At 66.8% G+C, this 25,907-nt stretch carries 28 protein-coding genes; 21 read left to right on the forward strand and 7 right to left on the reverse strand.

What is annotated here, in order from left to right; translation table 11 throughout:
* Nucleotides 1-26 precede the first annotated feature (26 nt).
* On the reverse strand, nucleotides 27-1,382 hold the full coding sequence (locus AC3ZI9_RS04600; protein WP_489923893.1) for a dihydrolipoyl dehydrogenase family protein: 1,356 nt from the start codon (nucleotides 1,380-1,382) through the stop codon (nucleotides 27-29).
* Nucleotides 1,383-1,438: 56 nt separating this feature from the next.
* Nucleotides 1,439-2,047: a helix-turn-helix domain-containing protein gene (locus tag AC3ZI9_RS04605; RefSeq protein WP_489923894.1), complete on the reverse strand. Its 609-nt coding sequence runs from the start codon at nucleotides 2,045-2,047 to the stop codon at nucleotides 1,439-1,441.
* A 109-nt stretch (nucleotides 2,048-2,156) separates the two neighbouring features.
* Here AC3ZI9_RS04605 and AC3ZI9_RS04610 point away from each other — a divergent pair, with 109 nt between their 5' ends.
* Nucleotides 2,157-3,356: an MFS transporter gene (locus tag AC3ZI9_RS04610; protein ID WP_444566970.1), complete on the forward strand. Its 1,200-nt coding sequence runs from the start codon at nucleotides 2,157-2,159 to the stop codon at nucleotides 3,354-3,356.
* A gap of 7 nt (nucleotides 3,357-3,363) precedes the next feature.
* Here AC3ZI9_RS04610 and cls read toward each other — a convergent pair whose 3' ends face one another.
* Together cls and AC3ZI9_RS04620 are read right to left on the reverse strand one after the other, a co-directional pair.
* Nucleotides 3,364-4,827: a cardiolipin synthase gene (gene cls / locus AC3ZI9_RS04615; protein ID WP_489923895.1), complete on the reverse strand. Its 1,464-nt coding sequence runs from the start codon at nucleotides 4,825-4,827 to the stop codon at nucleotides 3,364-3,366.
* A 77-nt stretch (nucleotides 4,828-4,904) separates the two neighbouring features.
* Nucleotides 4,905-5,105: a hypothetical protein gene (locus tag AC3ZI9_RS04620; protein ID WP_444566971.1), complete on the reverse strand. Its 201-nt coding sequence runs from the start codon at nucleotides 5,103-5,105 to the stop codon at nucleotides 4,905-4,907.
* Nucleotides 5,106-5,186: 81 nt separating this feature from the next.
* On the opposite strand from AC3ZI9_RS04620, the gene AC3ZI9_RS04625 reads away from it, so the two are divergent.
* From AC3ZI9_RS04625 to AC3ZI9_RS04705, 17 genes are all read left to right on the forward strand, one after another.
* Nucleotides 5,187-5,318: a hypothetical protein gene (locus AC3ZI9_RS04625; RefSeq protein ID WP_444566972.1), complete on the forward strand. Its 132-nt coding sequence runs from the start codon at nucleotides 5,187-5,189 to the stop codon at nucleotides 5,316-5,318.
* 294 nt (nucleotides 5,319-5,612) lie between these two features.
* Nucleotides 5,613-6,824 (forward strand): FUSC family protein, encoded by a 1,212-nt coding sequence (locus AC3ZI9_RS04630; protein WP_444566973.1) that lies wholly within the window; start codon nucleotides 5,613-5,615, stop codon nucleotides 6,822-6,824.
* A gap of 116 nt (nucleotides 6,825-6,940) precedes the next feature.
* Nucleotides 6,941-7,096 (forward strand): hypothetical protein, encoded by a 156-nt coding sequence (locus tag AC3ZI9_RS04635; RefSeq protein ID WP_489923896.1) that lies wholly within the window; start codon nucleotides 6,941-6,943, stop codon nucleotides 7,094-7,096.
* Between the two features lie 142 nt (nucleotides 7,097-7,238).
* Entirely contained in the window at nucleotides 7,239-7,931 is a 693-nt protein-coding gene (locus tag AC3ZI9_RS04640) for a TetR/AcrR family transcriptional regulator (RefSeq protein ID WP_444566275.1), read from the forward strand.
* A 106-nt stretch (nucleotides 7,932-8,037) separates the two neighbouring features.
* The gene (locus AC3ZI9_RS04645; protein WP_489923897.1) at nucleotides 8,038-10,542 is read left to right on the forward strand and encodes a hypothetical protein; all 2,505 of its coding nucleotides are present in this window, start codon (nucleotides 8,038-8,040) and stop codon (nucleotides 10,540-10,542) included.
* A gap of 323 nt (nucleotides 10,543-10,865) precedes the next feature.
* Entirely contained in the window at nucleotides 10,866-11,555 is a 690-nt protein-coding gene (locus tag AC3ZI9_RS04650) for a fasciclin domain-containing protein (protein ID WP_444554328.1), read from the forward strand.
* 130 nt (nucleotides 11,556-11,685) lie between these two features.
* Nucleotides 11,686-12,267 (forward strand): ECF RNA polymerase sigma factor SigK, encoded by a 582-nt coding sequence (gene sigK / locus AC3ZI9_RS04655; RefSeq protein ID WP_444554327.1) that lies wholly within the window; start codon nucleotides 11,686-11,688, stop codon nucleotides 12,265-12,267.
* Entirely contained in the window at nucleotides 12,267-13,151 is an 885-nt protein-coding gene (locus tag AC3ZI9_RS04660; protein WP_489923898.1) for an anti-sigma factor, read from the forward strand. The genes sigK and AC3ZI9_RS04660 overlap by 1 nt, the downstream gene beginning before the upstream one ends.
* A 147-nt stretch (nucleotides 13,152-13,298) precedes the next feature.
* Complete coding sequence (locus tag AC3ZI9_RS04665; protein WP_444554325.1) at nucleotides 13,299-14,927, forward strand: molybdopterin-dependent oxidoreductase; 1,629 nt, start codon at nucleotides 13,299-13,301, stop codon at nucleotides 14,925-14,927.
* An 82-nt stretch (nucleotides 14,928-15,009) separates the two neighbouring features.
* Entirely contained in the window at nucleotides 15,010-15,273 is a 264-nt protein-coding gene (locus tag AC3ZI9_RS04670; protein ID WP_444554324.1) for a DUF7218 family protein, read from the forward strand.
* Between the two features lie 40 nt (nucleotides 15,274-15,313).
* The gene (locus AC3ZI9_RS04675; RefSeq protein WP_489923899.1) at nucleotides 15,314-15,445 is read left to right on the forward strand and encodes a hypothetical protein; all 132 of its coding nucleotides are present in this window, start codon (nucleotides 15,314-15,316) and stop codon (nucleotides 15,443-15,445) included.
* Between the two features lie 140 nt (nucleotides 15,446-15,585).
* The gene (locus AC3ZI9_RS04680; protein WP_489923900.1) at nucleotides 15,586-16,899 is read left to right on the forward strand and encodes an extracellular solute-binding protein; all 1,314 of its coding nucleotides are present in this window, start codon (nucleotides 15,586-15,588) and stop codon (nucleotides 16,897-16,899) included.
* Nucleotides 16,900-16,945: 46 nt separating this feature from the next.
* Nucleotides 16,946-17,905, forward strand: coding sequence for a carbohydrate ABC transporter permease (locus AC3ZI9_RS04685; protein WP_489923901.1), 960 nt, complete (start codon nucleotides 16,946-16,948; stop codon nucleotides 17,903-17,905).
* Nucleotides 17,905-18,747 (forward strand): carbohydrate ABC transporter permease, encoded by an 843-nt coding sequence (locus tag AC3ZI9_RS04690; RefSeq protein ID WP_444554320.1) that lies wholly within the window; start codon nucleotides 17,905-17,907, stop codon nucleotides 18,745-18,747. The genes AC3ZI9_RS04685 and AC3ZI9_RS04690 overlap by 1 nt, the downstream gene beginning before the upstream one ends.
* A gap of 31 nt (nucleotides 18,748-18,778) precedes the next feature.
* A complete protein-coding gene (locus AC3ZI9_RS04695) occupies nucleotides 18,779-20,035 on the forward strand; it encodes an ABC transporter ATP-binding protein (protein ID WP_489923902.1) in 1,257 nt (418 codons plus the stop codon).
* Nucleotides 20,036-20,181: 146 nt separating this feature from the next.
* A complete protein-coding gene (locus AC3ZI9_RS04700) occupies nucleotides 20,182-20,475 on the forward strand; it encodes a hypothetical protein (RefSeq protein WP_444554318.1) in 294 nt (97 codons plus the stop codon).
* 89 nt (nucleotides 20,476-20,564) lie between these two features.
* On the forward strand, nucleotides 20,565-21,191 hold the full coding sequence (locus AC3ZI9_RS04705; RefSeq protein WP_444554317.1) for an FMN reductase: 627 nt from the start codon (nucleotides 20,565-20,567) through the stop codon (nucleotides 21,189-21,191).
* Nucleotides 21,192-21,336: 145 nt separating this feature from the next.
* On the opposite strand, the gene AC3ZI9_RS04710 is transcribed toward AC3ZI9_RS04705, so the two are convergent.
* Nucleotides 21,337-21,534 carry a CsbD family protein gene (locus tag AC3ZI9_RS04710; RefSeq protein WP_444561312.1) on the reverse strand — a complete coding sequence of 66 codons (198 nt, stop codon included), beginning with the start codon at nucleotides 21,532-21,534 and terminating at the stop codon, nucleotides 21,337-21,339.
* A 346-nt stretch (nucleotides 21,535-21,880) separates the two neighbouring features.
* Here AC3ZI9_RS04710 and hpaH point away from each other — a divergent pair, with 346 nt between their 5' ends.
* The 3 genes from hpaH to AC3ZI9_RS04725 all read left to right on the forward strand — a co-directional run bounded on the left by hpaH (nucleotide 21,881) and on the right by AC3ZI9_RS04725 (nucleotide 24,913).
* Nucleotides 21,881-22,666, forward strand: coding sequence for a 2-oxo-hept-4-ene-1,7-dioate hydratase (gene hpaH / locus AC3ZI9_RS04715; RefSeq protein WP_489923903.1), 786 nt, complete (start codon nucleotides 21,881-21,883; stop codon nucleotides 22,664-22,666).
* Nucleotides 22,651-23,460: an HpcH/HpaI aldolase family protein gene (locus tag AC3ZI9_RS04720; protein ID WP_444554314.1), complete on the forward strand. Its 810-nt coding sequence runs from the start codon at nucleotides 22,651-22,653 to the stop codon at nucleotides 23,458-23,460. Before hpaH ends, AC3ZI9_RS04720 begins: the two co-directional genes overlap by 16 nt.
* A 166-nt stretch (nucleotides 23,461-23,626) precedes the next feature.
* Nucleotides 23,627-24,913, forward strand: coding sequence for a cell division protein PerM (locus AC3ZI9_RS04725; protein WP_444554334.1), 1,287 nt, complete (start codon nucleotides 23,627-23,629; stop codon nucleotides 24,911-24,913).
* Here AC3ZI9_RS04725 and AC3ZI9_RS04730 read toward each other — a convergent pair.
* The gene (locus AC3ZI9_RS04730; protein ID WP_489923904.1) at nucleotides 24,910-25,479 is read right to left on the reverse strand and encodes a DinB family protein; all 570 of its coding nucleotides are present in this window, start codon (nucleotides 25,477-25,479) and stop codon (nucleotides 24,910-24,912) included. The genes AC3ZI9_RS04725 and AC3ZI9_RS04730 overlap by 4 nt on opposite strands.
* Nucleotides 25,476-25,880, reverse strand: coding sequence for a hypothetical protein (locus AC3ZI9_RS04735; RefSeq protein ID WP_444554312.1), 405 nt, complete (start codon nucleotides 25,878-25,880; stop codon nucleotides 25,476-25,478). Before AC3ZI9_RS04735 ends, AC3ZI9_RS04730 begins: the two co-directional genes overlap by 4 nt.
* Between the last annotated feature and the right edge of the window lie 27 nt (nucleotides 25,881-25,907).

The raw sequence follows: 25,907 nt of genomic DNA on the forward strand, positions 1-25,907 counted from the left end.
GTTTCGACCCGGGGCGGTACCGCGGTTCAGAAGGAGAATCGGGCCAGGGCCTCCAGGTAGGCCTCGTGGAAGGTGGGGAACTGGGGGACCTGATCGCGCAGGGTCTCGATCGGGATCGAGGTGCGAATGGCCAACGCCGCATGGTGGATCCACTCGGCCGCCTCCGGACCCACAGCCCAGGCGCCCAGCAGCACCTGCCGGTCGGTGTCGGCGAGCAGACCCAGCCGTGCGGCCGGCGCGGGTTCGTCGATCCACGGTTTGGCCAGGGCCGCGGTGACGTCCAGTTCCACCGATTCCACCGAGAGGCCCTCGTCGGTGGCCTGCTGGCGGGTCAGCCCGACGCAGGCGATATCGGGGATGCCGAAGACCACCCGCGGGATCCCGTCATAGTGGGCCGTGCGCCCGCGGCCGAGGATCGCGTCGGCGACGAGGCGGCCCTGGTATTTGGCCACATGGGTGAAGGGCAGCACCGCGTTGACGTCACCGATGGCCCAGACGCCTTCGGCGGCCCGGCAGGTGCCATCCACCGGGATCTCGCCCTTCTTTCCCAGCGTGATGCCTGCGGTGTCAGCCCCCAGCTCGTCGGTGTTCGGGCGCCGGCCCGTCGCGAATACGACGACGTCCGCGGCTACTTCGGGTACGTCTCCACCCTCGAGTTCGAGCACGCTGTCCCCACCCTCACGTCGGGCCCGGGTGGGGGAGGAGTCCAGCAGGACGCGGACCCCGGCTCCCTCGAGCTGTTCGAGGGTCAGTTCCCCGACGCGCGGTTCCTCGCGGGATAGGAGCGCCGAACCGCGGTGGACCAATGTGGTTTCCACCCCGAAGTGGGCCAGGAACGTGGCGGTCTCCACCCCGACGGCGCTACCCCCGACGACGACGGCACGGGCCGGCAACGTGGTCGCGGTGTAGATCTCACGGTTGGCCCAGGCCACGATGTCTTGTAGCCCCGGAATCTGGGGGAACACCGGCGTCGTCCCGGTGGCGATGATGACGTGGGTGGCTTCCAGCTCCCGTTCGCCGACCGAAATGCGCCCGGGGCCGGTGAAGCGTCCCGCTCCCCGGACAACGGTGGCGCCGCGTTTTTCGTAGCCTTTCAGCTGGGCCGAATCGTCGAGGTGGCGGATCATGGTGTCCCGGTAGTCGCTGGCCGCGGACCAGTCGAGTTCGGCGCCCGTGACCCCGGGGGTGGCGCGGGCTTCGGTGCGGACCTGCGCCGGCCGCAGTAGCGTCTTGGAGGGGATACACGCCCAATAGCCGCATTCCCCGCCGATCAGTTCGCGCTCGACGACGGCGACGTCGAGCCCGGCTTTGAGCAAACGGCCCGCGGCCACTTCGCCGCCGGGGCCCATGCCCAGAATGATGACATCGAAAGTGTTCTCCATGTCCCCACCGTCCCACCTTCGACGGGCCCGGAACAGGGGTGGGGAGGTGGCGGCGGCTAGGCCTGGCTCAACGGCCCGGCGGGATCCTCCATCACCGTGGCCGCCGGATAGTGCACCACCACGGAGAAGGAGGCGGCCGAACGGCCTGCATTGCTGTAGCTGTGCTCGATGTCCCCGCCGTGCGTGGCCGAATCCCCGGCAGCCAACACCACCGAGGTGTCGTTGACCCCGAGGGTCAGCTGGCCCGAATGCACGGCGACCAGTTCCCGGGTCCCCGGCGGGTGCGGGGTGCTGTGGTGGGTTTCGCCCACCGCCATGCGCCACTCCCAGAGTTCGGAGACATTGGCTCCGCCGAGGCTGCCGGCCAGATGGGCCGTCCCGCCGTCGTCCCCCTCCCAGAGCAGCGGCCCTTCCCCTGACCTGCGGACCTGGAAGGCATCGGGCTCGCCGGCATCCACCAGCGACGCGAAGGCCACCCCGAGGGCGTCGGAAATGCCGGAAAGCACGGCGGTGGAGGGGTTCGCCTGGCCTTGTTCGATCGCCACCAGCGTCCGCCGGCTGACCCCTGAACGGGTGGCCACCTCTTCGAGGGACCATTGGCGGGCCGTCCGGCGGGCGCGGATGCGCTGGCCGATCAGCGTGGCGATGTCCTGATTGCCGGTCACGGGGATTCCTTTCGTGGAGCGGAGACCATTCTACGCCAACGAGAGACCACCGGCCCATAGTGATGCACTGCATAGTGCAATATTGTGCACTATTCGTTATGCTGGTTCGATGACTTCCTACCGTGATCTTTTCCGTGCCCCTGGCGTCCTCCGCGTCGTGGTCTCGCAACTGGTCGCGCGTTTTCCCGCCGGGATGCTCGCGTTGGCCGCGCTGATCCACGTCGAGCACGTCCACGACTCCTACACCGCCGCCGGTCTGGTCCTGGCGGCACTGGCCATCGGGCAGGCGGTGGCCGGACCGCTGAGCAGCCGGATCTTCGGCCGCTTCGGCATGCACCGGGTCCTGCTGGTCACCCTGGTGCTCTCCGGGTCGACGATCCTGGTGCTGGCCCTGCCCGGACTCTCCGTCATGGCCTATGCGGTGATTGCCTTCATCAGCGGGATGAGCACCCCTCCCTTCCAGCAGGCGGCCCGCTCGATCTACCCCTCGCTGGTGGCCCCCGGCGCCCGCGGCGCCCTGTTCTCCTTCGACGCCTCCCTGCAGGAGGTCATCTGGATCCTCGGGCCGGTGCTGACCACGTTCGTCTCCCTGACCATCAACACCTCGTTGGGCGTGGTCATGGCGGCAGCCTTCGTCACCGGCGGGGGTATCTGGTTCATCACCACCAAACAGATCTCCCGCGCCGTCGCCGCACCGCCGACGGGCCGCCTCGGCTCCGTCCTGCGCTCGCCGGCCCTGCGCCTGGCGGCGGTCATCGGTTTCCTGATCTGCGGCTGCATCTCGATGGTCGAAGCCTCCGTCGTGGCGACCTTCGGTGAAGGCGGAGCCCAGTCGGGCATCATCCTGGGGGTCCTCTGCGTCGGTTCGCTCTCCGCCGGGCTCTACCTGGGGCGCAAACGGATCAACCGCTTCAGCACGGCACGGCGGATGGTCGTCGTCGTCATCGGTCTGGCACTGGCCACCGTCAGCACCGACTTCTGGTGGCTCATGGCCACGGTCTTCCTGGCCGGACTCGGGGTCGCCCCGGTCATTGCCGCCCTGACCCAGATGACCTCGGCCGGGGTTCCGGCAGCCGACGTGGCCGAAGCCTTCGGCTGGACCACGACGGCGCAGCTCATCGGGATCGCCCTGGGATCCGCGGTGGCCGGGGCCCTCATCGATGGCCCCGGCACCCAGGCCGCGCTGGTCGGTGCCACCGTGGTCGCCGCCATCACCCTGGTGGTGGCGCTGGTCGTCAAACGCGGCCAGCCGGGGGTCCCGGAAACGGTGGAGGAACTGATCGACGCCGGCTACACCAAGGCCGCCTGAGCGGTCGTCACTGCAGGGAGGAGGTCAGTCGGGCCAAGTTGTCCAGGACCTTCTCCCTGGCCGGCCGACCGACCCAGTCCTGAAGCGCGAGCTGCCGGCTGTTGGTGCGATAACCGTCCTCGATCGCCCGGACCCGTCGGACGAATGCTGCGCCTTGGATCATGACCGAGACCTCCATGTTCAGGCTGAAGGAGCGGATGTCCATATTGCTGGATCCGATGACGGCGACATCGTCATCGATGGTGAAATGTTTGGCGTGGAGCACCGTCGGCGACGCGTAGAGGTGGATCTTCACCCCGGCCCGCAGCAGCGCCTCGTAATAGGAGCGTTGGGCATGGTGGACCAGTACCTGGTCGCCGATCTCCGACACGAAGAGTTCGACGTCCAGGCCCCGGGCCGCGGCGGAGATGATCGCCAACAAGGTTGATTCCTCCGGCACGAAGTAGGGGCTGGTGATGCTGATCCGCCGTTCGGCCTTGTGGATCAGGGCGACATACAGCTTCAGGTTGTTGTCGTTCTCGAAGCTGGGCCCGCTGGGCAGGATCTGGGCGTCGAGGAGCCCGGGTGCCTCGGAGATGACCACCGGGGTGGTGTCCAGGGGGAGCAGCTCGCCGGATTCGCTGAACCAGTCGGTCACGAACACGGCTTCCAGCTCGCGGACCGCAGGCCCTTCCAGCCGCACCATCAGCTCATGCCAGTGCAGGTCCAGCTTGCTGCTTTTGCTCTGGTGGTATCCGGCCTCGATCATGTTTTGCGACCCGGTGAAACCGGTGTGCCCATCGACGACGACGAGTTTGCGGTGGTTGCGTAGATCCGGGCGCTGCCACTGACCGCGCCAGGGACGCAACGGCAACATCGCATGGTATTCGGCGCCCAGCTGTTCCAGCACCGTTCTGGTGTGTCGGCGGTGGGGATTCATGAAGCCGGAGACATGGTCGGACAGCACCCTGACCGTCACCCCGCGGTCCACCGCACGGGCCAGCGCGTCGAAGAACGGTGCGGTGGAGTCGTCGTGGACCAGGATGTAGAACTCGACGTGGACGTAGCGGGTGGCTTGGTCGATCTCAAGGATCATCGCGTCGAAACAGCCCTGGTAGTCATCGATGAGCTCGATCCGGTTGCCACCGACCATGGGCAGGGCCCCGAGGTTCTCGTTGAGGGTGACCACCGAACGCAACCAGGCCGGCCACTGGTCGCTGTTGCCCACCCGATGCAGGCCCTCGGTGCGTTCCAGGATCAACGCGTTGACGTGCTGTTGCTTATCGAGGCGATTGCGGGGGAGCCGGCTGAGCCCGATGAGGAAGAAGACCAGGGCGCCGAGATAGGGGATGAAGACGATGACCAGCAGCCAGGCGACCGCCGTGGAGGGGCGGCGGTTGGCCGAGATCAGCACGATGGCGATCGTGCCCACGACGGCATGCAGGGCAATGAGGAGCAGGGCAACCGTGTCGAGGCCGTCGGGGGTGATCATGGGTTCAGACTGTCATGGCGGAGACGAAGCCGGTAGTAGGTGGCCGGCCTCGACGAACGGGTGTTGCTGCGAGGTGGTTAGGGCTCCTGTTCCTGCGTTTCGTCGTCGTCCTCGATGGCCACACCATCGCGTTCGCCTTCAAGGTGTCGCCGCAGTTTCTCCTCGGTCTCCTGGCGCCGACGCGTCATGTTCCGGAAGTCATCTTCCTCGCCGCCGTGCGGACCCGCTTGACGTCGCTCCGCGCGCTGCAGCGGAGTCCTGCGTCGTTCGGTCATCACCGCGCCCTCCCCGTGGACCCGCCGGGGGCCTGTTCGCGCCGCGGGTCCGTTTCGGGCTCCGGGGGAACCACGATGGGTTCGATGAGCGGTTCGGGCCAGGGCTCCGAAGGCTCCGGTGAGGTGGGCGGATCCGTAGCCGGGACGGTGCTCGGGCTCGGTTCGGGCTGCGTGGGCGGCTGCGTCGTCGGATCGCCGGGGATCGATGCCCCGTGATCCGCCCGGGGATGTTCCTGATACATGGCATTCCTCCACCTGTCTTGGACGGATCGTCCGTGGCTCAGGGACGACGCCGGCGCGGGACGGGCTCTGCGCGTACCCGCACGTCTGCCCGCACGTCCTGTCTGAAGTGAAGCACCGGTCCGGTGGGTGGGTCAACGGTTCCAGGAGCCCGCAGGCCCGCGCGTCCTCCATGGCTTTCCCTCCCGGGGGCGCTGCCGGCAGCAGGTAGTGTCGGGGGTGCCTTCAGCGGCGCGGATCGCGTCGACTGCCAGCCGAAAGGGGAGAACGATGTCCACCTCTGCGACAGGACGACCCGGCTCGGGGACTGCTTCCGCCCGGACGAGGGACGACGCCGCATCCGCGGGGGTCATGCAACGCGCCGGGCGCTGGATGGCGGAGCTGGTGAAACGCCCCGACTTCGTCACCGACCTGCTGCAGATCCTCAAATCAGTGGTTGCCGGGACCGGTTCGTGGTGGTTGTCGGTCCATGTCCTGGAGTCCCCGTTGCCGTTCCTGGCGCCCTGGGTGGCCCTGCTGACCGTGCACGCCACCGTATATCGCTCGCTCTCCCACGGGGTTCAGACGACGGTGGCCTCCATCATCGGCGTCGGACTCTCGTTCGTGATCGGCAACTACCTCGGCGTCGAATTGTGGACCTTCGCCCTGGCCCTCCTCGTCGGACTGGTCGGGGCACAGGTGACGTGGATCCGCGACGAGGGAATGGTCATCGCCACCACTGCGGTTTTTGTCCTGGGGAGCGGGTTCTCCAGCCAGGAACCCCTCTTGCTCGACCGCATCATCGAAGTCGGCCTGGGTGTGGGCGTAGGCGTGGTGGTCAATCTGTTGATCATCCCTCCGCTGCGGGATCAGCAGGCGGCACGCTACGTGGACAGCATCAACCGGCGAATGGGGGAGGTGCTGGGCAACATGGCGGAGGAACTCTCCGACCAGTGGGACACCGACCGGGCCGACGCCTGGTATTCCGAGACCCAGTCGATGTCCGATGAGCTGAACTCGGCCTGGCAGTCCGTCCGCTTCGCCCGGGAAAGCAGGCGGGCCAACCCGCGGGGTGGACTGCGGGCACTGCGCCGCTCGCGTGCGGCCACCAGCGGCAAACCCGCCTCCAGCCAGGAGGTCAGCTACGAGCACATCCTCTCCAGGGTCGACGAGGGAATCTCGCATCTGCGCCATCTGGCCCGCACCCTGCGCGACGCGACCTACGCCTCCGGTGAATGGGACGAGCGGTTCAGGCAACAGTGGGTGGCCCTGGTGCGCGATTGCGGCCGATCGATCGCCGATCCCGACGCCGACGTCGAACCCCTCGCCGACCGCTTGACCGAGCTGGCCTCGACGATGTCGGAAGACCATGAACTTCCCCAACGCCGGTGGCCGCTCTACGGGGCGCTGATCACCAGCCTGCGCCATATCGTGGTCATCGTCGACGATGTGGCCTCCGCGCGGGAAGCGCGCGAGTCCGCCAGCAGGAACCCGGAGGATTAGGCAGGGAGATTCCGGTGAGCACGCCGGGGCAGCTACGCGGAGGATAAGCGGTTGACCAGTGGATTCCGTGATCCGCGCCAGTGACACCCGTGGGTTTATCTCGTAAACTACTTTTTATGGGGCTCGTACTTACATTGATCATTGTCGGAGTAATTCTTCTGGTGCTGGGCGTCGCGGTGGAGGCTGCGAAGTTCCTCTTGTGGATCGGTATAGCCATCCTCGTGATTGGTGCCGTGATGTGGGTATTGCGCGGCGTCAAGAACCGGGTCTGAGCGGCTTGCTACGACCGCGGAGTGGGCGGTGACCCAACCCGTGCGCCAAGCGGTCACGGGGGGGTCTGGCAGCCAAGCTGCCGGGCCGAGGCGGCATCCCGCGTCGTAGACTGGCAGGCGACGATTCATATCAGGGGGTTTCGTGGCACCGGAAACGGCTCCAAGCGCTGTCGAGCGCGGCAGGGCGCCACTGAGTCGGGAATTGATCCTCGACACCGGGGCTGAGTTCATCGAGGAACATGGTTTGCGGCGCCTCACCATGCGCCGGCTCGGGCAGGAACTGCGTGTCGAAGCCATGGCTCTCTACCGTTATGTGCCATCCCGCGAGGATCTGTTGGACGGCGTCGTCGAGCGGATTTTGATGGAACTCCAGGAGGATCCCGACGTCTTTGTCGATCCACGCCAGGGATGGCAGGATTATTTGGTCCGGCTGGCCCACGGGCTAAGGAAACTGGCCGTGGCCTACCCACAGGTCTTTCCCATCCTCGCCACCCGTCCGACGGGCGCCCCATGGATCAGGCCGCCGCTGCGCAGCCTCGCGTGGATCGAATCCTTCCTGGCTGCACTCACCAGCTCTGGATTTTCCGATCGGGATGCCGCCGACGCATATCAATCCTTCAGCAGTTTCCTCCTGGGAAACCTCCTGCTCCATGTCTCCCTTGAGGGGGAAGGCACACAGCCCGAATCGGCGGCCCAGGAGAGCCACGGCGTCGACCTCGGCGGATACCCGAATATCCACCGCATGCAGACGCTCTTGGCGGAGAGCTGGAACGAGCAGGAATTCGACATGGCCCTTCAGGACGTCCTGAACCGGATCGAGCTGCTCAACTCCTGAAGCCGCTGTCCGCACCCCCGCCACCTCGAGTGCTGGAGGCTTCGAAGGCGAAACCCGCTGGATCGTGGTTCACTGGCCTCGTGGGCAGGAGGCGGAAGGGGCCAAAATGGGAACCGACGGGGACGAACCAGGCAGCGCGCACGAACTACTGGAATTGCGCATTCATGGGGTGTTGAACACCCCGAACTACGAAATGCTCGAAACGACGCCGCAACGGGTGAAAACCATCCGTGGGGATCAGCTCGCAGGATTTTCCACCTATCGCTTCCCGGCCCCCGTAGACGCCCCGACCGACCGACGCGTGGAAGCCTACGCCTGGGGCCGGCTGTCCCGGTTCACCGGGATCCCGTCCCTGGGCCGGATCGGTGATGCGCTGGTCAAACTCCTCTGGTTCGCGCTGGCTCCCTACGGACTGGCGAACACGGCCTACTGGTCGCGCCGCCAGATCGGCACCGGCGAAACACCCCGGACCGAGGACGCCGCCGACGGAGGGCACCGGTGGATCGCCCGCACCATCAGCACCGGGCGTGGCGCCGGCACCATGCGGCTATACGGGCTGCTGCTCAGTCTGCTGTTCGTCACCACCGCGGCCACCGTCGCCCTGGACATGATCGGCCGGCAATGCTTTGCCACGGCGACCTCGGCCGTCGGGGCCGGGGTGGAGCTGAGCTGTCCGGGGGCGCGGCTGGTGTTGTCACCGTTGGCCGCATGGGGCCCCGGCACCCGGGACGCCCTGCTGCTGGGCATGCCGTTGCTGGCATTGGCCGCCGTCGTCGTGCTGCCGATGCTGGGACGTACCCGCTATTTGACCGGCCCCGCCCGCCCCGGGCGCGTGCCGCCGGGCCAGGCGGCGGCGGTGCAGCCCGGGGGCCCGTTATTGGCCCAACGCGACCTGTGGCTGGTGGGTTCTGGCATGGGCCGGTTGCGCCGCCTGCATGCGGGGGCGGCGCTGGCCTGGTTGGCGGCAATCCTGGCATTCGATCTTGCCGACGGGTGGCGGCAGGATGCCGGGGCGGCTGACTGGGCGGGAACCGTTTGGCCGGTGGCGGCCGGGTTGGCCGTGCTGCTGACCGTCGGCGGCTGCGGATGGATCATCAAACCCCAGGCCCAGGTCGCCGGTGACGTGCCGCGTCGCCATGTGGTCTATCTGGTGGTCTGCGCCGGCCTGCTGGCCGCGGTGATGGCCGCAGGGATCGCGGATCCGGGGACCGCCCGCGGAGCCCGCTCCGGAGCATCGGCGGCCGTCGTCGTCATGCTCGCACTGGCGCTGACGCTGGTGGTCCTGCTGGTCAACGCCGAATCGGCGGCGCGATCGGAAAAAAAGGGCCCGTCGGCAGTCGCCTCGGAGGACGAACGGAAGTACCTGGGCTGGAACGGCCGGGGCCCCTTCATCCTGGGTTCCCTGGCCGCCGGATTCGCCCTCCTGCTCTCCTTCGCCGTCGTCCTGGGTGCCGGATGGGTGTTGCGCGGCCCGAAACCACCGCTGGTCTATGTCCTGCAGGGCGCCGGCTTCCTGCTGTTCCTGCTGGCCGCCGTGATCTGGTTGGCCCTGCGGCAGGCCGCCATCCACCGGCGGGAGCGTGCCCGACGAGACGACGAAATCGCGGCGATCCGTGAAGACCTGCTCCGCCAAGCGGGGCATTGGACGACCGGACCGATGATCACCCACTCCGCCGAGGAGATCCACCACGCCCGCCGGCAGGCGGCATTGCTGCGCCGGATGGAGACGTTCATCGGGTGGATCGGCTGGGCCGTGTTCATCGGCATCTGCGGTGGTTTGCTGGCACTGTTCCTCTTCCTAGGGCAGGACCGGACGACGTCCGGGGGAGCGTGGAGCGTGGTGCGTGGGCTCGGGGACGCCGGCCTATGGGCCGGGATGATCGCGGTGGCGGCGCTGTATCTGTTGTCACGGGGCTCCGATTCCCGCCCGTTGGGCCTGCTGTGGGACCTGATGTGCTTCCTGCCCACCCAGGCCCACCCGTTCGGTCCCTCCTGTTACGCCGAGCGGGTCGTGCCCGAGCTGGCCGACCGCATCGTCGACTGGTTCGCCGAGGACCACCAGGACCCGGCCGGGGCAGCCGAGCCGGAGGAACGCGGACTGGTGGTCTCCGCGCATTCAATGGGTATCGTCCTGGCGGTCTGTGCGCTGTTCCAACTGCCCTCCCGTGGCCTGGTGGAGGAGGACCGGGACCGGATCGGGCTGCTGAGCTACGGCTGCCAATTACGGCGCTATTTCGCCCGCTTCTTCCCGGGGGTCTGCGGCGCGGATGAGCTGTCGCTGGTTCCGGCGGGCCGGCCGTCGCCGACCGCCCAGGACCCCTGGCCGCCCACGCTGGCCGGGGAGATCGCCGAGGAACCGGATCCCGGGCCCGCCGTCGTGCAGCCGGGTTCGTTGGGAAGCCTGTTGGGGCCACGGTGGCTGAACCTCTACCGTTCCACGGACCCGCTGGGTTTCCCGGTGCGCTATCGGGGAGGGGACGGGACCATGGATTGCGAGGCCGCCTCGTATCAGGAGCAGGCCTACCAGTTCCTGCCGGCCACCCACGGGGACTATCTGGAGTCCACCAGCTATGAGTGGGGCTTCTCGGAGGTACGGCGGCGGTTGCGCTGAGTGCGCCCGACGCCGGGGGGTTAAAAGGCCCGGCACCGGAGCAACTTTGGGGGGAAAACAGCTCCGGTGCCGGTGAAGATTAGTCTAGGACGCCGTCGGGGTGCCCGCCATGGGGAGAACTCCCCATGCCCGCCCCTAGGCAGGAACCCATAAACGTGGTATTAGCCCCTTTGTGTTGGCGATGGGAAAAGAAATCCAAAACTTTTCGTCTTCTTCCAATCCATCCTGCCCCGGGCTCCGAATGACTTCATGACAGCCCACCCCCGTCACCGGGGAACGGGAAGCACGCACGGCCGCTGGTCGTGACAGCAAGGAGACACGTCATGAAGACCATGAACCGCAAGTACACCGCACTCTTCGGCCTGATGGCAGTCGGCTCGCTCGCCATGAGCGCCTGCTCCGGTGGAGGCAGCGACGCCGGATCGGCCGAATCCTCGGCGCCGATGTCCGAGTCCTCCTCTTCGGCTCCGATGTCAGAATCCTCCTCCTCCGCCTCGGAGATGGACCCGGCAGCCAACCTGATCGGCCCCGGCTGCGCCGACTACGCCGAGCAGGTCCCGGACGGAGACGGATCCGTCGCCGGCATGGCCCAGGATCCGGTGGCCGTGGCAGCATCGAACAACCCGCTGCTCACCACGCTCACCGCGGCCGTCTCCGGGGAACTGAACCCGGATGTCGACCTGGTCGACACCCTCAATGGTGACGAGTTCACCGTCTTCGCCCCCGTCGATGACGCGTTCGACGCGATCCCGGAGAAGGACCTGAACGCGGTCGTCGAGGATTCGGACATGCTCAGCAAGGTCCTGACCTACCACGTGGTCCCCGGCCAGATGAGCCCCGATGAAATTGATGGCACCCACGAGACCGTCGAAGGCGATTCGGTCAAGGTCACCGGCAGCGGAGATGACATGAAGGTCAACGGAGCCTCCGTCATCTGCGGTGGCGTCCAGACCGCCAACGCCACCGTGTACCTCATCGACGAGGTCATGATGCCGGACGCCGCCAAGAAGTAAGGCAGGCAGCTGGAACACCACGGATCCCGGCGGCAACCGCCGCCGGGGCCGGTGGTGTACCCCGGGCCAGGGGCCAACGGGGAAGGGCATTGGTATTCAGGCAGGTTGGAGTCATGCGAGACTGTCAGACATGAGATTGCCATGGGCCCGGACGGCGGAGGAACCCGCACCCCCGGACCATGAGGAACTCCTCGGCAGGATCGCCCAGGGCGACGAAGCAGCATTCGGAGCATTATATGACGAGCTCTCGGCCAGGGTCTTCGGTCTCATCCGTCGCATACTGCGCGATGAGTCGCAAAGCGAAGAGGTCCTCCAGGAGGTCTTCATCGAGGTCTGGCAACACGCAGCCCGCTACGACGCCGACCGGGGCCGGGGAACCTCGTGGATCATGGTCATGGCCCACCGCCGTGCCGTGGACCGCGTCCGGGCCAGCCAAAGCAGCAAGGACCGGGACCTTCGCGAGGGGGTCAAGGGGTTCGAGGAAAGCTACGACGACGTCCAGGACACCGTCGAGGCCCGGATGGAAGGCGAGCGGGTGCAGCAGGCGTTGAAATGCCTCTCCGCCGCGCAACGCCAAGTCATCGAGTTGGCCTACTTCGGGGGCTATACCCATCAGGAAGTCGCCGGATTGATCGAAGCCCCCGTGGGAACCGTGAAAACACGGATCCGTGATGGAATGATCAAACTCAGAGACCAGTTGGGAGTAGCGTGATGGATCGGCAACTGCACCTACTCACTGGTGCCTATGCACTCAATGCCTTGGAACCGGGCGAACGCGAATCCTTCGAGGACGCCGCCCTGGACTCCGAGGAAACCCTGCGCGAGGTCCGCTCGCTCAGCGAAACCGCCGCCCTGCTCGCCGAGCAGACGACGCCGGTGACCCCGCCACCACGGGTCAAGGCAGACCTCATGGCCGCGATCCGACAGACCCCCCAACTTCCGGCCGTCCGTGACGATGCCACGACGTTCGGACGCGGCACCGCCTCCGAAGGCCCCGCTGCCGAAAGCCCCGCCACCGCGGAGCCCGAGGCACCGACCGACGCCTCCGCACCAGCCCCCGGGGTCCTGGATCTGGGCTCTGCCCGGGCCCGACGTCGGGCCCCCGGCAGCGGGACCCGCAACGGGACCAAATACCTGGCCGTCGCGGCTGCGGCCCTGTTGGTGACCTCCGGCGGACTGACCGGGGTGGTCATCAGCCAGAACCACCAACAGGACCAGCTCCAGAACCAGATGACCGCGCTGGATGACAGCAACGAGAAGATGCTGCGCATCTTCTCCTCCAACGACGTGAAGTCGGCCAGCCAGTCCCTGGACGACGGTGCCCAGGTCACGGTGACCTATTCCGCCTCGGCCGGATTGGCAGCGCTGACCGCCGATGGGCTGCCCACGCTCCCGCAGGACAAGGGCTACGAACTCTGGCTCATCGGTGACGACGGGGCGGCCCCCATGGGCATGCTCGACTTCGCCGGCGGTTCGAGCGATACCGCCCTGATGGAAGGCAAACTCTCCTCGGCGACCCATGTGGGGATCACCGTGGAACCTGCCGGGGGATCGCCGCAGCCCACCACCGACCCGATCGTCCTGCAGGAACTCTAGGTTCCCGGCACCTCGATCCAATCCAGATCGGGCCGGGCTCCGAATCTCCTGTGTCCATGGGTCTGAAATCCCGACCCTGGCCACCGAAGCAGGCCGCCGACGCCCGGAAGGGCGCCGTGGGCCGCAAGGCAGGATGGAAGGCGCACGATGGAAACGCATGAAACGCCCGGCCCGGAAACCACGGCCCCGGGCAGGGCCCGCACGGTGCTGCGGCGCTGGCCCCACGCCGTCGCCGGACTGGTGTCCGCCGGCTTGCTCTTCGGGGTGGCCGAACTCGTCGCCGCCTTCTTCTCCACCTCCTCCTCGCCCCTGGTGGCCCTGGGCGGGGCCTTCATCGACATCACCCCGCCGTGGCTCAAGGACTTTGCCATCGCCACCTTCGGCACCAACGACAAACTGGCGCTGTTCATCTCCATGGGCATCGTGGCCACTCTCGTCGCTGCCGTCACCGGCCTGCTGGCACGGCGCCGGTTCGCGGTGGCCCAGGGGATCATCCTGGTCCTGGCCGTCGGCATGGCCGCCGCCGTCCTGAGCCGTCCGGCCACCGGGATCCTGGATATCGTGCCGACCGTCGTGGGTGCCGTGGCAGGGATCGTGGTCCTGTACCAGCTCAGCCGGCTTGCATCCCGGGCCGAACCCGGGGGCCTCCCGGCCGCCGGGCAGGCAGAGGAGCACGACGCCGAGCCGACGCGGGCTGCCGGATCCTCCTCGCGACGTCGTTTCCTGACCTTTTCCGTCGTGGCGGCGGTCGGCGCGGGGGCCATGCTCGCCGGAGGCCGGGCCCTGTCGGGGGTCCGCAATGCGGCAGCGACCGCGCGGGAATCCCTGCGGCTGCCCCGTCCGGCCCACCAGGCCACTGCCCTGCCCGACGGCGTCGCCGCCGAGGTCAAGGGCATGCCCTCCTTCGTGACGCCGAATGATTCCTTCTACCGGATCGACACCGCGTTGGCGGTTCCCCGCATCGACCCCGCCACCTGGACGCTGCGGGTGCACGGGATGGTGGAGGAGGAATTCAGCATCGGGTTCGACGAACTGCTGGGCATGGAGCTCGACGAGACCTGGTTGACCCTGACCTGCGTTTCCAACCCCGTCGGCGGTGACCTGGTCGGCAACGCAAAATGGTTGGGCTACCCGTTGCGCAAGCTGTTGGAACGGGCCCGCCCACAGCAGGGGGCCGATATGGTGCTGTCCACCAGCATCGACGGATTCAGCGCGTCGACTCCGCTGGAAGTACTCACCGATGATCGTCAGGCGCTGCTGGCCGTGGGAATGAACGATGAGCCACTTCCGCTCGAACACGGCTATCCGGTGCGGATGGTCGTGCCGGGGCTGTACGGATACGTTTCGGCCACCAAATGGGTCGTTGATCTGGAGGTCACCCGGTTCGCCGATAAGGCCGCGTATTGGACCACCCGCGGCTGGTCCGAGCGCGGGCCCATCAAACTCGCCTCGCGGGTGGATGTGCCCCGGCCGTTCTCGACGGTCAGCGCCGGCACCGTCATGATCGGCGGGACCGCATGGGCGCAGACACGAGGCATCAAGGGCGTGGAAATCAAGATCGATGACGGGGACTGGCAGAAGGTCGAGATGGCCACCGAAGCCTCCGTCGATACCTGGCGCCAATGGTCCTACGAGTGGAAGGGCGCCAAGGAAGGCACCCACTCGGCCACCGTGCGGGCCATCGACGCCGACGGCACCGTCCAGACCGAGGAACGCGCCGATCCGGTCCCCAACGGAGCCAGCGGCTGGCAGCGGGTGCAGTTCACCGTCGGCTGACCGGCGGCGGCCTGGGCATTGACCGGCCCCGGTGGATCCGTAGTCTGGGGGATACGGACCACCTGAAGGAGGACGGGCAGCCATGGCAGAGGACACCTCACCCATCAAGGACGAGCAGATGTACCAGGCCCTGCGTGACGAGGGCAATTCGAAGCAGAAATCGGCGCGTATCGCCAACGCTGCCGCACGAGACAGCCGATCCGAGGTCGGTGAGCGGGGCGGTGAATCGGGCAGCTATGACGACTGGACCGTCGAGGAGCTCACCCAACGGGCCCGCGAGATCGGCCTCACCGGCTACTCGGATTTGACGAAGGACGAACTGATCAAGGCGCTGCGCGATTCCTGAGCCCACCGATAATCCGCCCCGGCGTCCTCGAGCGAAGCTGGTGGACCTGCCGCGCCCCCACGGCGAAACCATCAGGACCCTCGGCGAAATCCCGCAGGACGCGGTGGACTACGACTCCTGCGAACATCAGGGCCGTCCCGGTCCGGAAGCCACTCAGGACGACCACGTCTGACCGGTGCCTGCGACCCGTGGCCCGAACCTCCGACCTGCGGGTGTGGCGCAAATCACCACCAGGGCATAAGGTCGGGTGAACGACCCGGTCAGACCGGTTTTGTTCGGGTCCTTCGGACGTTGACGGGGAGGCTCGTACTGATGCCAGAACATGCGAAACACGGTCGCCGCCGGCGCCGTGTCCGGTGGGCCGGGGTCACCGCCGTTGCCTCGGCCTTGCTGCTGTCCGGCTGTGGGGCGCCGGACTCGACCCCGGTGCTCACCTGGTACATCAACCCGGACGACGGCGGCCAGGCGGCGATCGCCAAGACCTGCACCGCAGCCGCCGACGGCAAATACCGGATCGAAACCTCACTGCTCCCCTCCGACGCAGCGGCCCAGCGTGAACAACTGGCCCGTCGTCTGGCGGCGGGGGATACCTCGCTGGACATCATGAGCCTGGACCCGCCGTTCATCCCCGAACTCGCCGAGCCCGGCTTCCTGGCCCCGGTCCCGCAAGAAACAGCAGACAAGACCACGAAGAACACCCTCGATGGTGCCTTGGCCGGAGCGAAATGGAAGGACGAACTGGTCACCGTCCCGTTCTGGGCCAATACCCAGATCCTCTGGTACCGCAAATCCGTGGCGAAGGCCGCCGGGCTGGACATGACGAAGCCGGTGACCTGGGACGAGCTGATCGAGGCCACCCGGGACGAGAAGAAATATCTCGGGGTCCAGGGGGCGCTGGCCGAGTCGATGACCGTCTGGGTCAATGCGCTCGTCGAATCCAGCGGCGGACACATCGTGCAGAACCCCGAGGCGTCGGCCGACGACGTCAAGCTCGGACTGGAGACGAAGGCCGGGAAGAAGGCCGCCGAGATCGTCTCGACCATCGGCAAGGAAGGGCTGGGGTCGCCTGGCCTTCCGACCCAGGCGGAGAACGAGTCGATGCTGCTCTTCCAAGGCAAGAAGGGCTCCTTCATGGTCAACTGGCCGTTCGTCTGGCCGGCCACCAACGCCAGCGTCAAAGCCGGCAACCTGGACAAATCGCTCGTGGAGGACATCGGCTGGGCGCAATATCCGCGGACGATGGCCGATGAGGAATCCCGTCCGCCGCTGGGTGGCATCAACCTCGGGGTCGGGGCGGCCAGCCCCCACGTGGACCTCGCCTACGAGGCGATCGAATGCATCGTGGAACCGAAGAACCAGGTCGAATACTTCGTCACCAACGGCAACCCGCCCTCGGATTCAACCGCCTATGACGATCCGTCGATCAAGAAGGCGTTCCCCATGGCGCCGACCATCAGGGAATCGTTGAAGCATTCGGCCCCACGGCCGCAGACCCCGTACTACAACGAGGTCTCCACCGGCATCCAGCAGCATTGGGCGCCACCATCCGGGGTCGATCCGGCCACGACGCCGAAGAAGACCACCGACTTCATCATCGCCGTGCTGCGAGGGGAGAGGCTGCTATGAGGCGCAGATGCACCGACGGGCCCACCCGTAGGAGGGAGGAATCGCGATGAGTACCCCCGTGGACACGAAACCAAGCGGGCGGCGGCGGGCCGACGCCGGCGTCGGGCTCTCCGAACGGCGGAAGGCCGAACGCAGGCTGGGCTGGATGTTGGCGGGGCCCGCCTTCGTGGTCATGCTCATGGTCACGCTGTATCCGATCCTCCAGGCCGTCTGGGATTCGCTGTTCAATTTCCGGCTCACGGCCCCGGGGGACAAGAGCTTCATCGGGCTGCAGAACTACGGGGTCATCCTCACCGACCCGGTGTTCTTGAGGGACCTGGGCGTCACCTCGCTGATCACCGTCATCACCGTCGTGGTGGAGCTGATCCTGGGCTTCGCCCTGGCGCTGGTGATGCATAAGGCGCTGAAATCGGTTCGCGGCTTCGTTCGCACCGCCATCCTGGTTCCCTACGGCATCATCACCGTCGTGTCGGCCTTCGCCTGGTTCTACGCCTTCGACATCAACTCGGGCTTCATCAACCACTGGTTCGACTGGCTGCCGGGAATCAGCGAGGACACCAACTGGTTCGCCGGGACCTGGACGTCGTTGTTCGTGATCATGGCCTCGGAGATCTGGAAGACCACGCCGTTCATTTCGCTGCTGCTCCTGGCCGGTCTGGCACAGGTCCCCGATGAGCTCACCGAGGCGGCCGAAGTCGACGGGGCCACCTGGTGGCAGCGCATGCAGAGGGTCATCCTGCCGAACATGAAGGCGGCGATCATGGTTGCCGTGCTCTTCCGGGCGCTGGATGCCTTCAGAATCTTCGACAACGTGTACATCATGACCAACGGTGCCTACGGCACCGAAGTGCTCTCGCTGTTGGCCTATCGGACCTCGATCGGGCGACTGGAGATCGGACTGGGTTCGGCGATCTCGGTCCTGCTGTTCCTGTGTGTGCTGATCATCTGTTTCGTGGCGATCAAGTTGTTCAAGGTCGACCTCGCCGGAAACCAGGGAGGCAAGTGATGAAGAAGACCACCACGAAGACCCGGCTCATCTGGGCGGGTATCACGGTCGTCGTCGCCGTCTACGCCCTGTTCCCGGTGTTCTCGATCCTGGCGACCTCCTTCAAGGAACCCAGCGACCTGTCCAACGGCAAACTCCTGCCGACCAACTGGTCGGGGGTCAACTACGAACAGATCCTCGTCGGTGACGCCCAGGGGCTGTTCCTGACCTCGCTGCGGAACTCGATCGGGATCACGCTGATCTCCACGGCGATCGCCGTGGTGCTGGCGACCCTGTGTGCCTACGCGATTGCGCGGTTGGACTTCCCGGGCAAGAAGCTGGTGCTCACCACCGCCCTGGCCGTCTCGATCTTCCCGGTCATTTCCATCGTTACCCCGCTGTTCAACGTCTGGCGCACCATCGGGCTGTACGACACCTGGCTCGGTTTGATCATCCCCTACCTGTCGCTGACCCTGCCGATCTCCATCTGGACGCTGGCGGCGTTCTTCCGGCAGATCCCCTGGGAACTGGAACAAGCAGCCCAGGTGGACGGGGCCACCGCCTGGCAGGCCTTTCGCAAGGCGATCGTCCCGTTGGCGGCCCCCGGGGTCTTCACCACGGCGATCATCGCCTTCTTCATCGCCTGGAACGACTTCGTCTACGGCATCTCGCTGACCTCCACCGAGGCGGCGCGACCGGTTCCGGCAGCCTTGGCGTTCTTCACCGGCGCCTCCCAATTCGAATCACCGACCGGCGCGATTTCCGCCGCCGCGATCATCGTCACCATCCCGGTGGTGCTCCTGGTGCTGGGCTTCCAGCGGCAGATCGTCTCAGGCCTGACCCAGGGCGCAGTCAAGGGCTGAGGCCCTGATCCGAGAAAGCAGAGGACAACCCATGGCATCGATTACGTTGAAGAACCTCGTCAAGAAATACGACGACGGGTTCCCGGCCGTGAACGACATCTCCATCGATATCGCCGATGGGGAGTTCGTGATCCTGGTCGGCCCCTCCGGCTGCGGCAAGTCCACGCTGCTGCGCATGATCGTCGGGCTGGAGGACATCACCAGCGGGGATCTGTACATCGACGACAAACGGGTCAACGACATGGCCCCGCGCGACCGGCACCTGGCGATGGTCTTCCAGAACTACGCCCTCTACCCGCATCTGACCGTTTTCGAGAACATCGCCTTTCCGCTGCGGCTGGCCAAGGGAAAGTTCAGCGAGGACGACGTCCAGGAGCGGGTGCGGGCCGCGGCACTGACGCTGGAACTGACCGACCACCTCGACCGTAAACCCGGCAACCTCTCGGGTGGGCAACGCCAACGCGTGGCAATGGGCCGGGCGATCGTACGCCAGGCGGACGCCTTCCTCTTCGACGAGCCGTTGTCGAACCTGGATGCCAAGCTGCGCGGGCAGATGCGGGCGGAAATCTCGCAGATGCAGCGCCGGTTGGCGACCACCAGTGTCTACGTCACCCACGACCAGACCGAGGCCATGACCCTGGGCGACCGGGTCGCGGTGCTGAAGAAGGGCGAACTGCAACAAATCGCTTCCCCGCGTGAACTCTACGAACAACCGGTGAACATCTTCGTGGCCGGATTCATCGGCAGCCCGTCGATGAACTTTTTGCCCGCCACGGCCGAGGGCAACATCCTCAAGACCCCCATCGGCGACTTCGAGGTCCCGGCGGAGACGGCGGCCACGGCGGCCGGGAAGGAGATCGTGCTGCTGGGCATCCGGCCCGAGTACTTCGAGGATGCCTCCCTGGTGGAGGAATCCAAATTGGTCCACGGCAATGCCTTCAGTGCCGAACTGACCCACACGGAGTGGTTGGGCAACGAACAATACGGCTACATCGACTTCGACCCTTCCCCCGAGGTCAAGGACATGCTGGACTCCCTGGCCCGCGACCTGGATGCCGACGAACTGCGCCCGCAGGTGGTGGTCACCCTCGACGCCGCCAGCCGGATCCGCGGGGGGCGGGTCTGCGAACTCTGGCTCGACACCCGCCGGCTGCACATCTTTGATCCGGCCACGGGGGAGAACCTGACCCGGGACGCGGACGCCGGGGCCGCGTTGACCGAGGAGGCCAACCAGGAACGGGCGGAGGAAATCGAACGGGCCACCCGCGAAGCCGCCGAGGCCGGCTGAGCCGCCCCGGGGGTCGGGCCCCGGTGGAAGGCGCCGTTTCCGGGCCCGCCACCGGGGCCTCCCTTGTGGAGTACGGGTTTCCGGCCTACCGTGGAAGTACCCATTCGGCTCGTCCGGGGCCGAATCGGCTTTCGAAGGAGAGGGTCATGGGGTTCACACATACGGTTCCAACCGGAGGCCGCCCACCACGGGCCGCCACCGCCGATTTCCGCATCAGGGGCAGCGCGATGGCCACCGGCGGATTACTGGTCCTGATGATCTGCGCGCTACTGAACGCAGCGGTCCTGGGCAACGCCGATACCGGTGGTTCGCTCGGATTCGGCCTGCTGATCGGCATGTACATGCTGGCCTACGGCATCGTGAAACGACTGAGTCTGAGCTTCCCGCCGCGGCCGGGGACCAGCACCGGAGACTCCCGCGAACACCACCCGGCTGACTAGCGGCGGGGTGCCCTGAAGGGAATACTCCTGCCACGAACGTGGTTCCATCTGCGCAGGCAATGAACCAAGGTGAGTGGCAGGAGGCCGTCATGGGCGCATCGATCGTCGTTGTTTCCGGGGGACTGGGGGTGCCGTCGTCCTCACGTATGCTGGGGGACCAACTGGCCAGATCGACGGTCTCCGCTCTGGCCGCCGACGGAATCAGCGCGGAAGTCCAGGTCATCGAACTGCGTGAGCTGGGAGTGGACATCGCCAAGGCCATGGTCGCCGGATGGGTGTCCCCGCAGCTGGAGGAAGCGATCGAGGCCGTCGGGTCGGCCAACGCCGTGGTCGCCGTCAGCCCGGTGTTCACCGCCTCGGTCAGCGGGTTGTTCAAATCCTTCCTCGACGTTTTGGATCCCACCCTGTTGGACGACAAGCCCGTCCTGTTGGCCGCCACCGGTGGATCCTCACGGCATTCGATGGTGATCGACTACGTGATGCGCCCGATCTTCGGCTACCTGAGGGCCAACACCATGCCCACCGCGGTCTTCGCGGCCCCCGGGGACTGGTCGGACGGGAGTGGGTCGGGAGCCCTGGCCGAGCGGTCCGACCGGGCCGGTGCCGAGCTGGCCCGGGCCCTGGGTGGTCGGCATGGCCTGTCGGCGGCCCGGCAGGACCCGATGGAATCACTGCCCTTCGAACAACTGCTGGCCGAGATCCGACCGGAAGCCTAACCACCCCGGACGCACACGTGAGGGGCGGACCAATCGGTCCGCCCCTCACGTCCATTCAACCGCTAACGCCAGGCACGCCCACGTTCCATGGCCCCCTCAAGGGAAGATGCCGCGAGCCAATCCAGCGCCGCCGTCGTGCTTTGAATTATTCGCCGGTCAGGCCGTCCTTGACGTCCTTCGCGGCGTCCTTGACATGCTCGCCGGCCTGCTTGGCTCCGGCGCTGGCCTGATCGCCCACGCCCTCCGCCTGCATGCCTTCGTCGTCCGTGGCCTTGCCGAATGCTTCCTTGGCCTTGCCCGAGAGTTCTTCGGTCTTATTCGACATCTTGTCTCCCAAACCCATTGCGCATTCCTCTCATCGGTATTGCTCAGATGGCGGCTCCGTGGAGCCGTCGTGCCGGCCGACGACCTCAAGGCCGTGCACGATGTCTTCCACGTTAACGCCGTGCAACGGATACGTCTAGCTGTGGGGCCCGCAAAAACGCTCGGAAATCGAGGTTCCGACGATGGGTCCCCGCCATGGTGGGGATGCAGGATTTTCCGGCGGGTTCGAAGTCGGGGTATGACCTCCGTCACCGGCGTGATCGTATACGATGTCAGCAGGACGTGGGTGGACGGCACCCCGTGCGCGCGGCCGCCCCGCAGCCCGCCGACCGCCGCCCGACAGGATCAGGAAGGTACTTTCCGACATGCTTGACGACGAGACCATCACCTCCATCGCCGACGAACTGGTGGAGGCCGGCCGCAGCCGGACCCCGGTGAAGCGACTGACCTCCCGGTATCCGGAGATGACCATCGAGGATTCCTACCGGGTGCAGAACCTGTGGCGCCAACGCAACGAGGCCGCCGGCCGGCGCCTGGCGGGCCGCAAGATCGGGCTCACCTCCCGGGCCATGCAGGCCGCCACCGGGATCACCGAACCGGACTACGGGATCATCTTTGATGACATGGTGCTGGAGAACGCCTCAAGCATCGAATGGAAGCAATACACCCATCCGCGGGTGGAGGTGGAACTGGCCTTCGTCCTCAAGGACGACATCACCGGCCCCGGGGCGACGATCTTCGACGTGCTGCGCGCCACCGAATACGTCACCCCCGCCCTGGAGATCCTTGACTCCCGCGTGGAGATGGAGGGGCGGACCATCGTGGACACCATCAGTGACAACGCGGCCATGGGGGCCATGGTCCTGGGCGGACTCCCCGTGGCCCCCGACGCCGTGGACCTGCGCTGGGTCTCGGCGATCCTGTACAAGAACCACGTGGTGGAGGAGACTGGCGTCGCCGCCGGGGTCCTGAACCACCCGGCGTCCGGGGTGCATTGGCTGGCCAATAAGATCGCCCCGCATGGTGACGGTCTCAAGGCGGGTGAAATCATCCTCGCCGGATCCTTCACCCGACCGATGTGGGTCAATGAGGGCGACACCGTCTTCGCCGACTATGGAGAGCTGGGAACGATTACATGTCATTTCGCGTAGAACCCGATCCGTCCTTCAAGGACGTCCTGGCCACGGCCGACCGTCCGCTGGCCGGGATCTGGATCTGTTCGGCCTCCCCGCTGGTGGCCGAGATCTGTGCCGGGGCCGGGTTCGATTGGGTCTTCATCGACGCCGAGCATTCCCCCAATTCCCCCGAGACCGTCCTGGCCCAGCTCCAGGCCGTGCGCTCCTACCCCGTGATCCCGGTGGTCCGTCCTGCGGTGAACGACACGGTGTTGATCAAGCAGTACCTCGATGTCGGCGCCCAGACGCTCATCATCCCGATGGTCCATACCGTCGAGGACGCCCAGGCCGCCGTGGCCGCCGTCAGATATCCGCCCCACGGCGTCCGCGGGGTGGGATCCGCGCTGGCCCGTTCGGCGCGGTGGAACCGGGTCCCCGACTATCTGGAACGGGCCTCGGACACGATCACGCTGATCGTCCAGGTCGAATCTGCCGAAGCCGTGGACAACGCCGCCCGGATCGCGGAGGTCGACGGGGTCGACGGGATCTTCATCGGCCCCTCGGATCTGGCGGCCTCCATGGGACTGATCGGCCAGCAAGGCCACCGCCGGGTCGTCTCCGCCGTCGATGCCACGATCGCCGCGGTGAAGGCAGCCGGCAAGTTCGTCGGTGTCAATGCCTTCGGGGAGGCGGCGGCGTTGCGCTACATGGACACCGGAGCCGATTTCGTCGGCGTCGGCGCCGATGTCGCGGTCCTGGCCCGCGGGACCGAGGCGCTGGCCGGGAAGTTCGTTCCCGCCGCGAAGGGCGCCACCCCCGACAGCTACTGATACCGCCTCCGGCGCCCTTCGGCGTCGTACTCTGCGGCCCGGGTCGCGTCGCTCGCCCGGATCGGGGACGGCAAGTGGCACGATTGAGACGATGAAAAAAGACCAGCAGTCCGGGGCCGGCCCGGAGAAGGCGCGGGAACCGAAGACGGCACGGGGGCGTGGAGCCATGGCCTCCTGGCGGGAGTCCTTCAGCGAGGGCCTGCCGATGCCGCTGTGGCTCCAAGGAGCCCTGGAGTTCATCCAGTGTGCCTTCCTCTCGGCCCTGCTGGTGGTCGTGCCGTTGGTGGGTGTCTGGTTCGCCGGAGGATTCGCCGAACGGACGCTGGACTCCGTGTTCAGGATGTGCGGGCAGGTCTGGCTGCTGATCCACGGGGTGCCGTTGCAACTGACCCTGACCGGGGAGGACTCACCGGTCGTCACGACCGGGATGCTCACGCTCATCCCGTTGGGTTTGACGCTCATCCCGTTCTTCCTGGCCTGGCGGTCGGGCCGACGCATTGCCCGGGCTTCCTATACCGACCAGCTGTGGCAAGGCATCGCCGGGGCCCTGGGCGCCTACCTGCTGGTGGGACTGATCACCGGCTTCGCCGTCCCCACCGAGGAGGTCGGAGTCAATCTGGGCGCCGCCGCGCTGATCCCGTTGATCCCCGCTGGGCTCGGAGTCGTGATCGGGGCGCGGCGCGAGGCCGGGTCCTGGGGCCGGCTCATCGGCGTGGACTTCGTGGAGTGGATCGCCGCCACCAGCCAGCATTCGCGCTGGACCGGTTCCTACCTCTGGTCCGTCATCCGGGCCGGACTGCTCGGGTACGTCGCGGCCTTCGCGCTGGCCGCGCTGGCATTGACCGCCGCCCTAGGCCTGAACTGGCTCGACATCTCCAACATCTACCAACAGCTCCAGCCAGGGCCAGTCGGCGGGTCGGTGCTGACCGTCGCCCAGCTGGGCATGATGCCCAACCTGGCGTTGTGGGCCCTGGCCTGGATCAGCGGTGGCGGGATCACCCTGGGGGTCGGCAGCACGATGGGCCCCTTGGGCACCGCCGTCGGACCGTTGCCCGCGGTGCCGTTCCTGGGGGCCTTGCCAGCCGGGGACCTCGGAGCGGCCTGGGCCTTCATGCTGTTGCCGGTCCTGGCCGGGATCCTGGCCGGCTGGTGGTTCCTGCGTGAAGGGGAGAACCACTTCGAGGACTGGCTCTCGATGCGGCTGAACACCCGGTGGCTGTCGCTGGCCCTGTCCACCGTGCTGCTGGGGCTGTTCATCGGCATCGTGACCGGTGTGGTCTCCCTGGCCGGCAGCTGGCTGGCCGGCGGATCGCTGGGCATCGGGCGTTTGACCGACGTGGGCCCCAACCTCTGGATGACCGCCCTGCTGCTGGCCGGGGAGGTGGGCCTGGGGGTCGTCATCGGCTACCTGTTGGCCCCGCTGCTCGAACGCGATCCGGTGCTGGAGGACTAGACCGCCGGGTCCCGGCCGTTCACATCGTGCAGATGGTGGGCGATGTCATGCCAGGTGTACCGGGCCAGGGTCTCGACCGTGAAGGCCGCCCCGTTGCCGCGGAGCCCGGGACGGTCCAGATCGCGGTTGAGGACCGAATCGAAGGCATCGGCCAGCCCCCGTCCGGCGGCTGCGAGCTGGGTGGCGATGACCCGGGGGGGCTGGTCGGCGTAACCATCCTCCAGCGCGGTGGCATCCTGGTCCCAGTCGGGGAACGTCGGGGAGTCCTCCATATGCATCAGATCCAGCCGGTAGTGCATCACCTTGAACACGTCTCGCACATGCGCCGCGTACTCCAGCGGGCTCCAGACCGCCGGTTCCGGACGCACGGCGACATCCTCCCGCTGCAGGACCGCCGCCCAGCGGGGCAGACAGGTGCGCAACGCGATGGCGATGTCCTGGGGGCTCAGCGCCGAGACGTCGGTGCCGCATTCGGGACAGGCCCGCTCGATGGTCCAGGTCCAGTCCTTGGCGTCGGGGACCGGCTGGATGTCCTCATGCGGTGCCGGGTCGGAGGGGCTGGTCATGATCCGATCACTCCTTGGAGGGTGGAGAGCTTCTGGTCGTAGTCGTGTTTGCATTGGGCCTGGGACCGGTCGGTGACGGTGGTGGCCATGCACTGTTCGTAATCCAGGGTCGGCTGGTAGAAGAGCACCTGGGTGGAAGTGGAGACGGTGAAGAGCAGGCACGCCAGGGTGGCCAGCGGCAACGTGATCCGCAGGACGCCGGGCAGCTTGCGCCGGAAGACCTTCACCGAGGCGACGACCCCGGCCACGATCCCTGCCAGCCCGAAGACCACCGAGGCGATCTTCCAGGGCAGGACCACCGAGGAGAGCAGATAGGACAACAAGACGAAGAGGACGACGGCTCGGATCCATCCGCTCACGGCGGCAATACGCTGGGCGACGTCCTGTTCTGGTTCGGGCATGCCCTCAGCCTAGTCCGGACCGCCGGA

Source organism: Arthrobacter sp. AOP36-F1-5, from assembly GCF_058137995.1.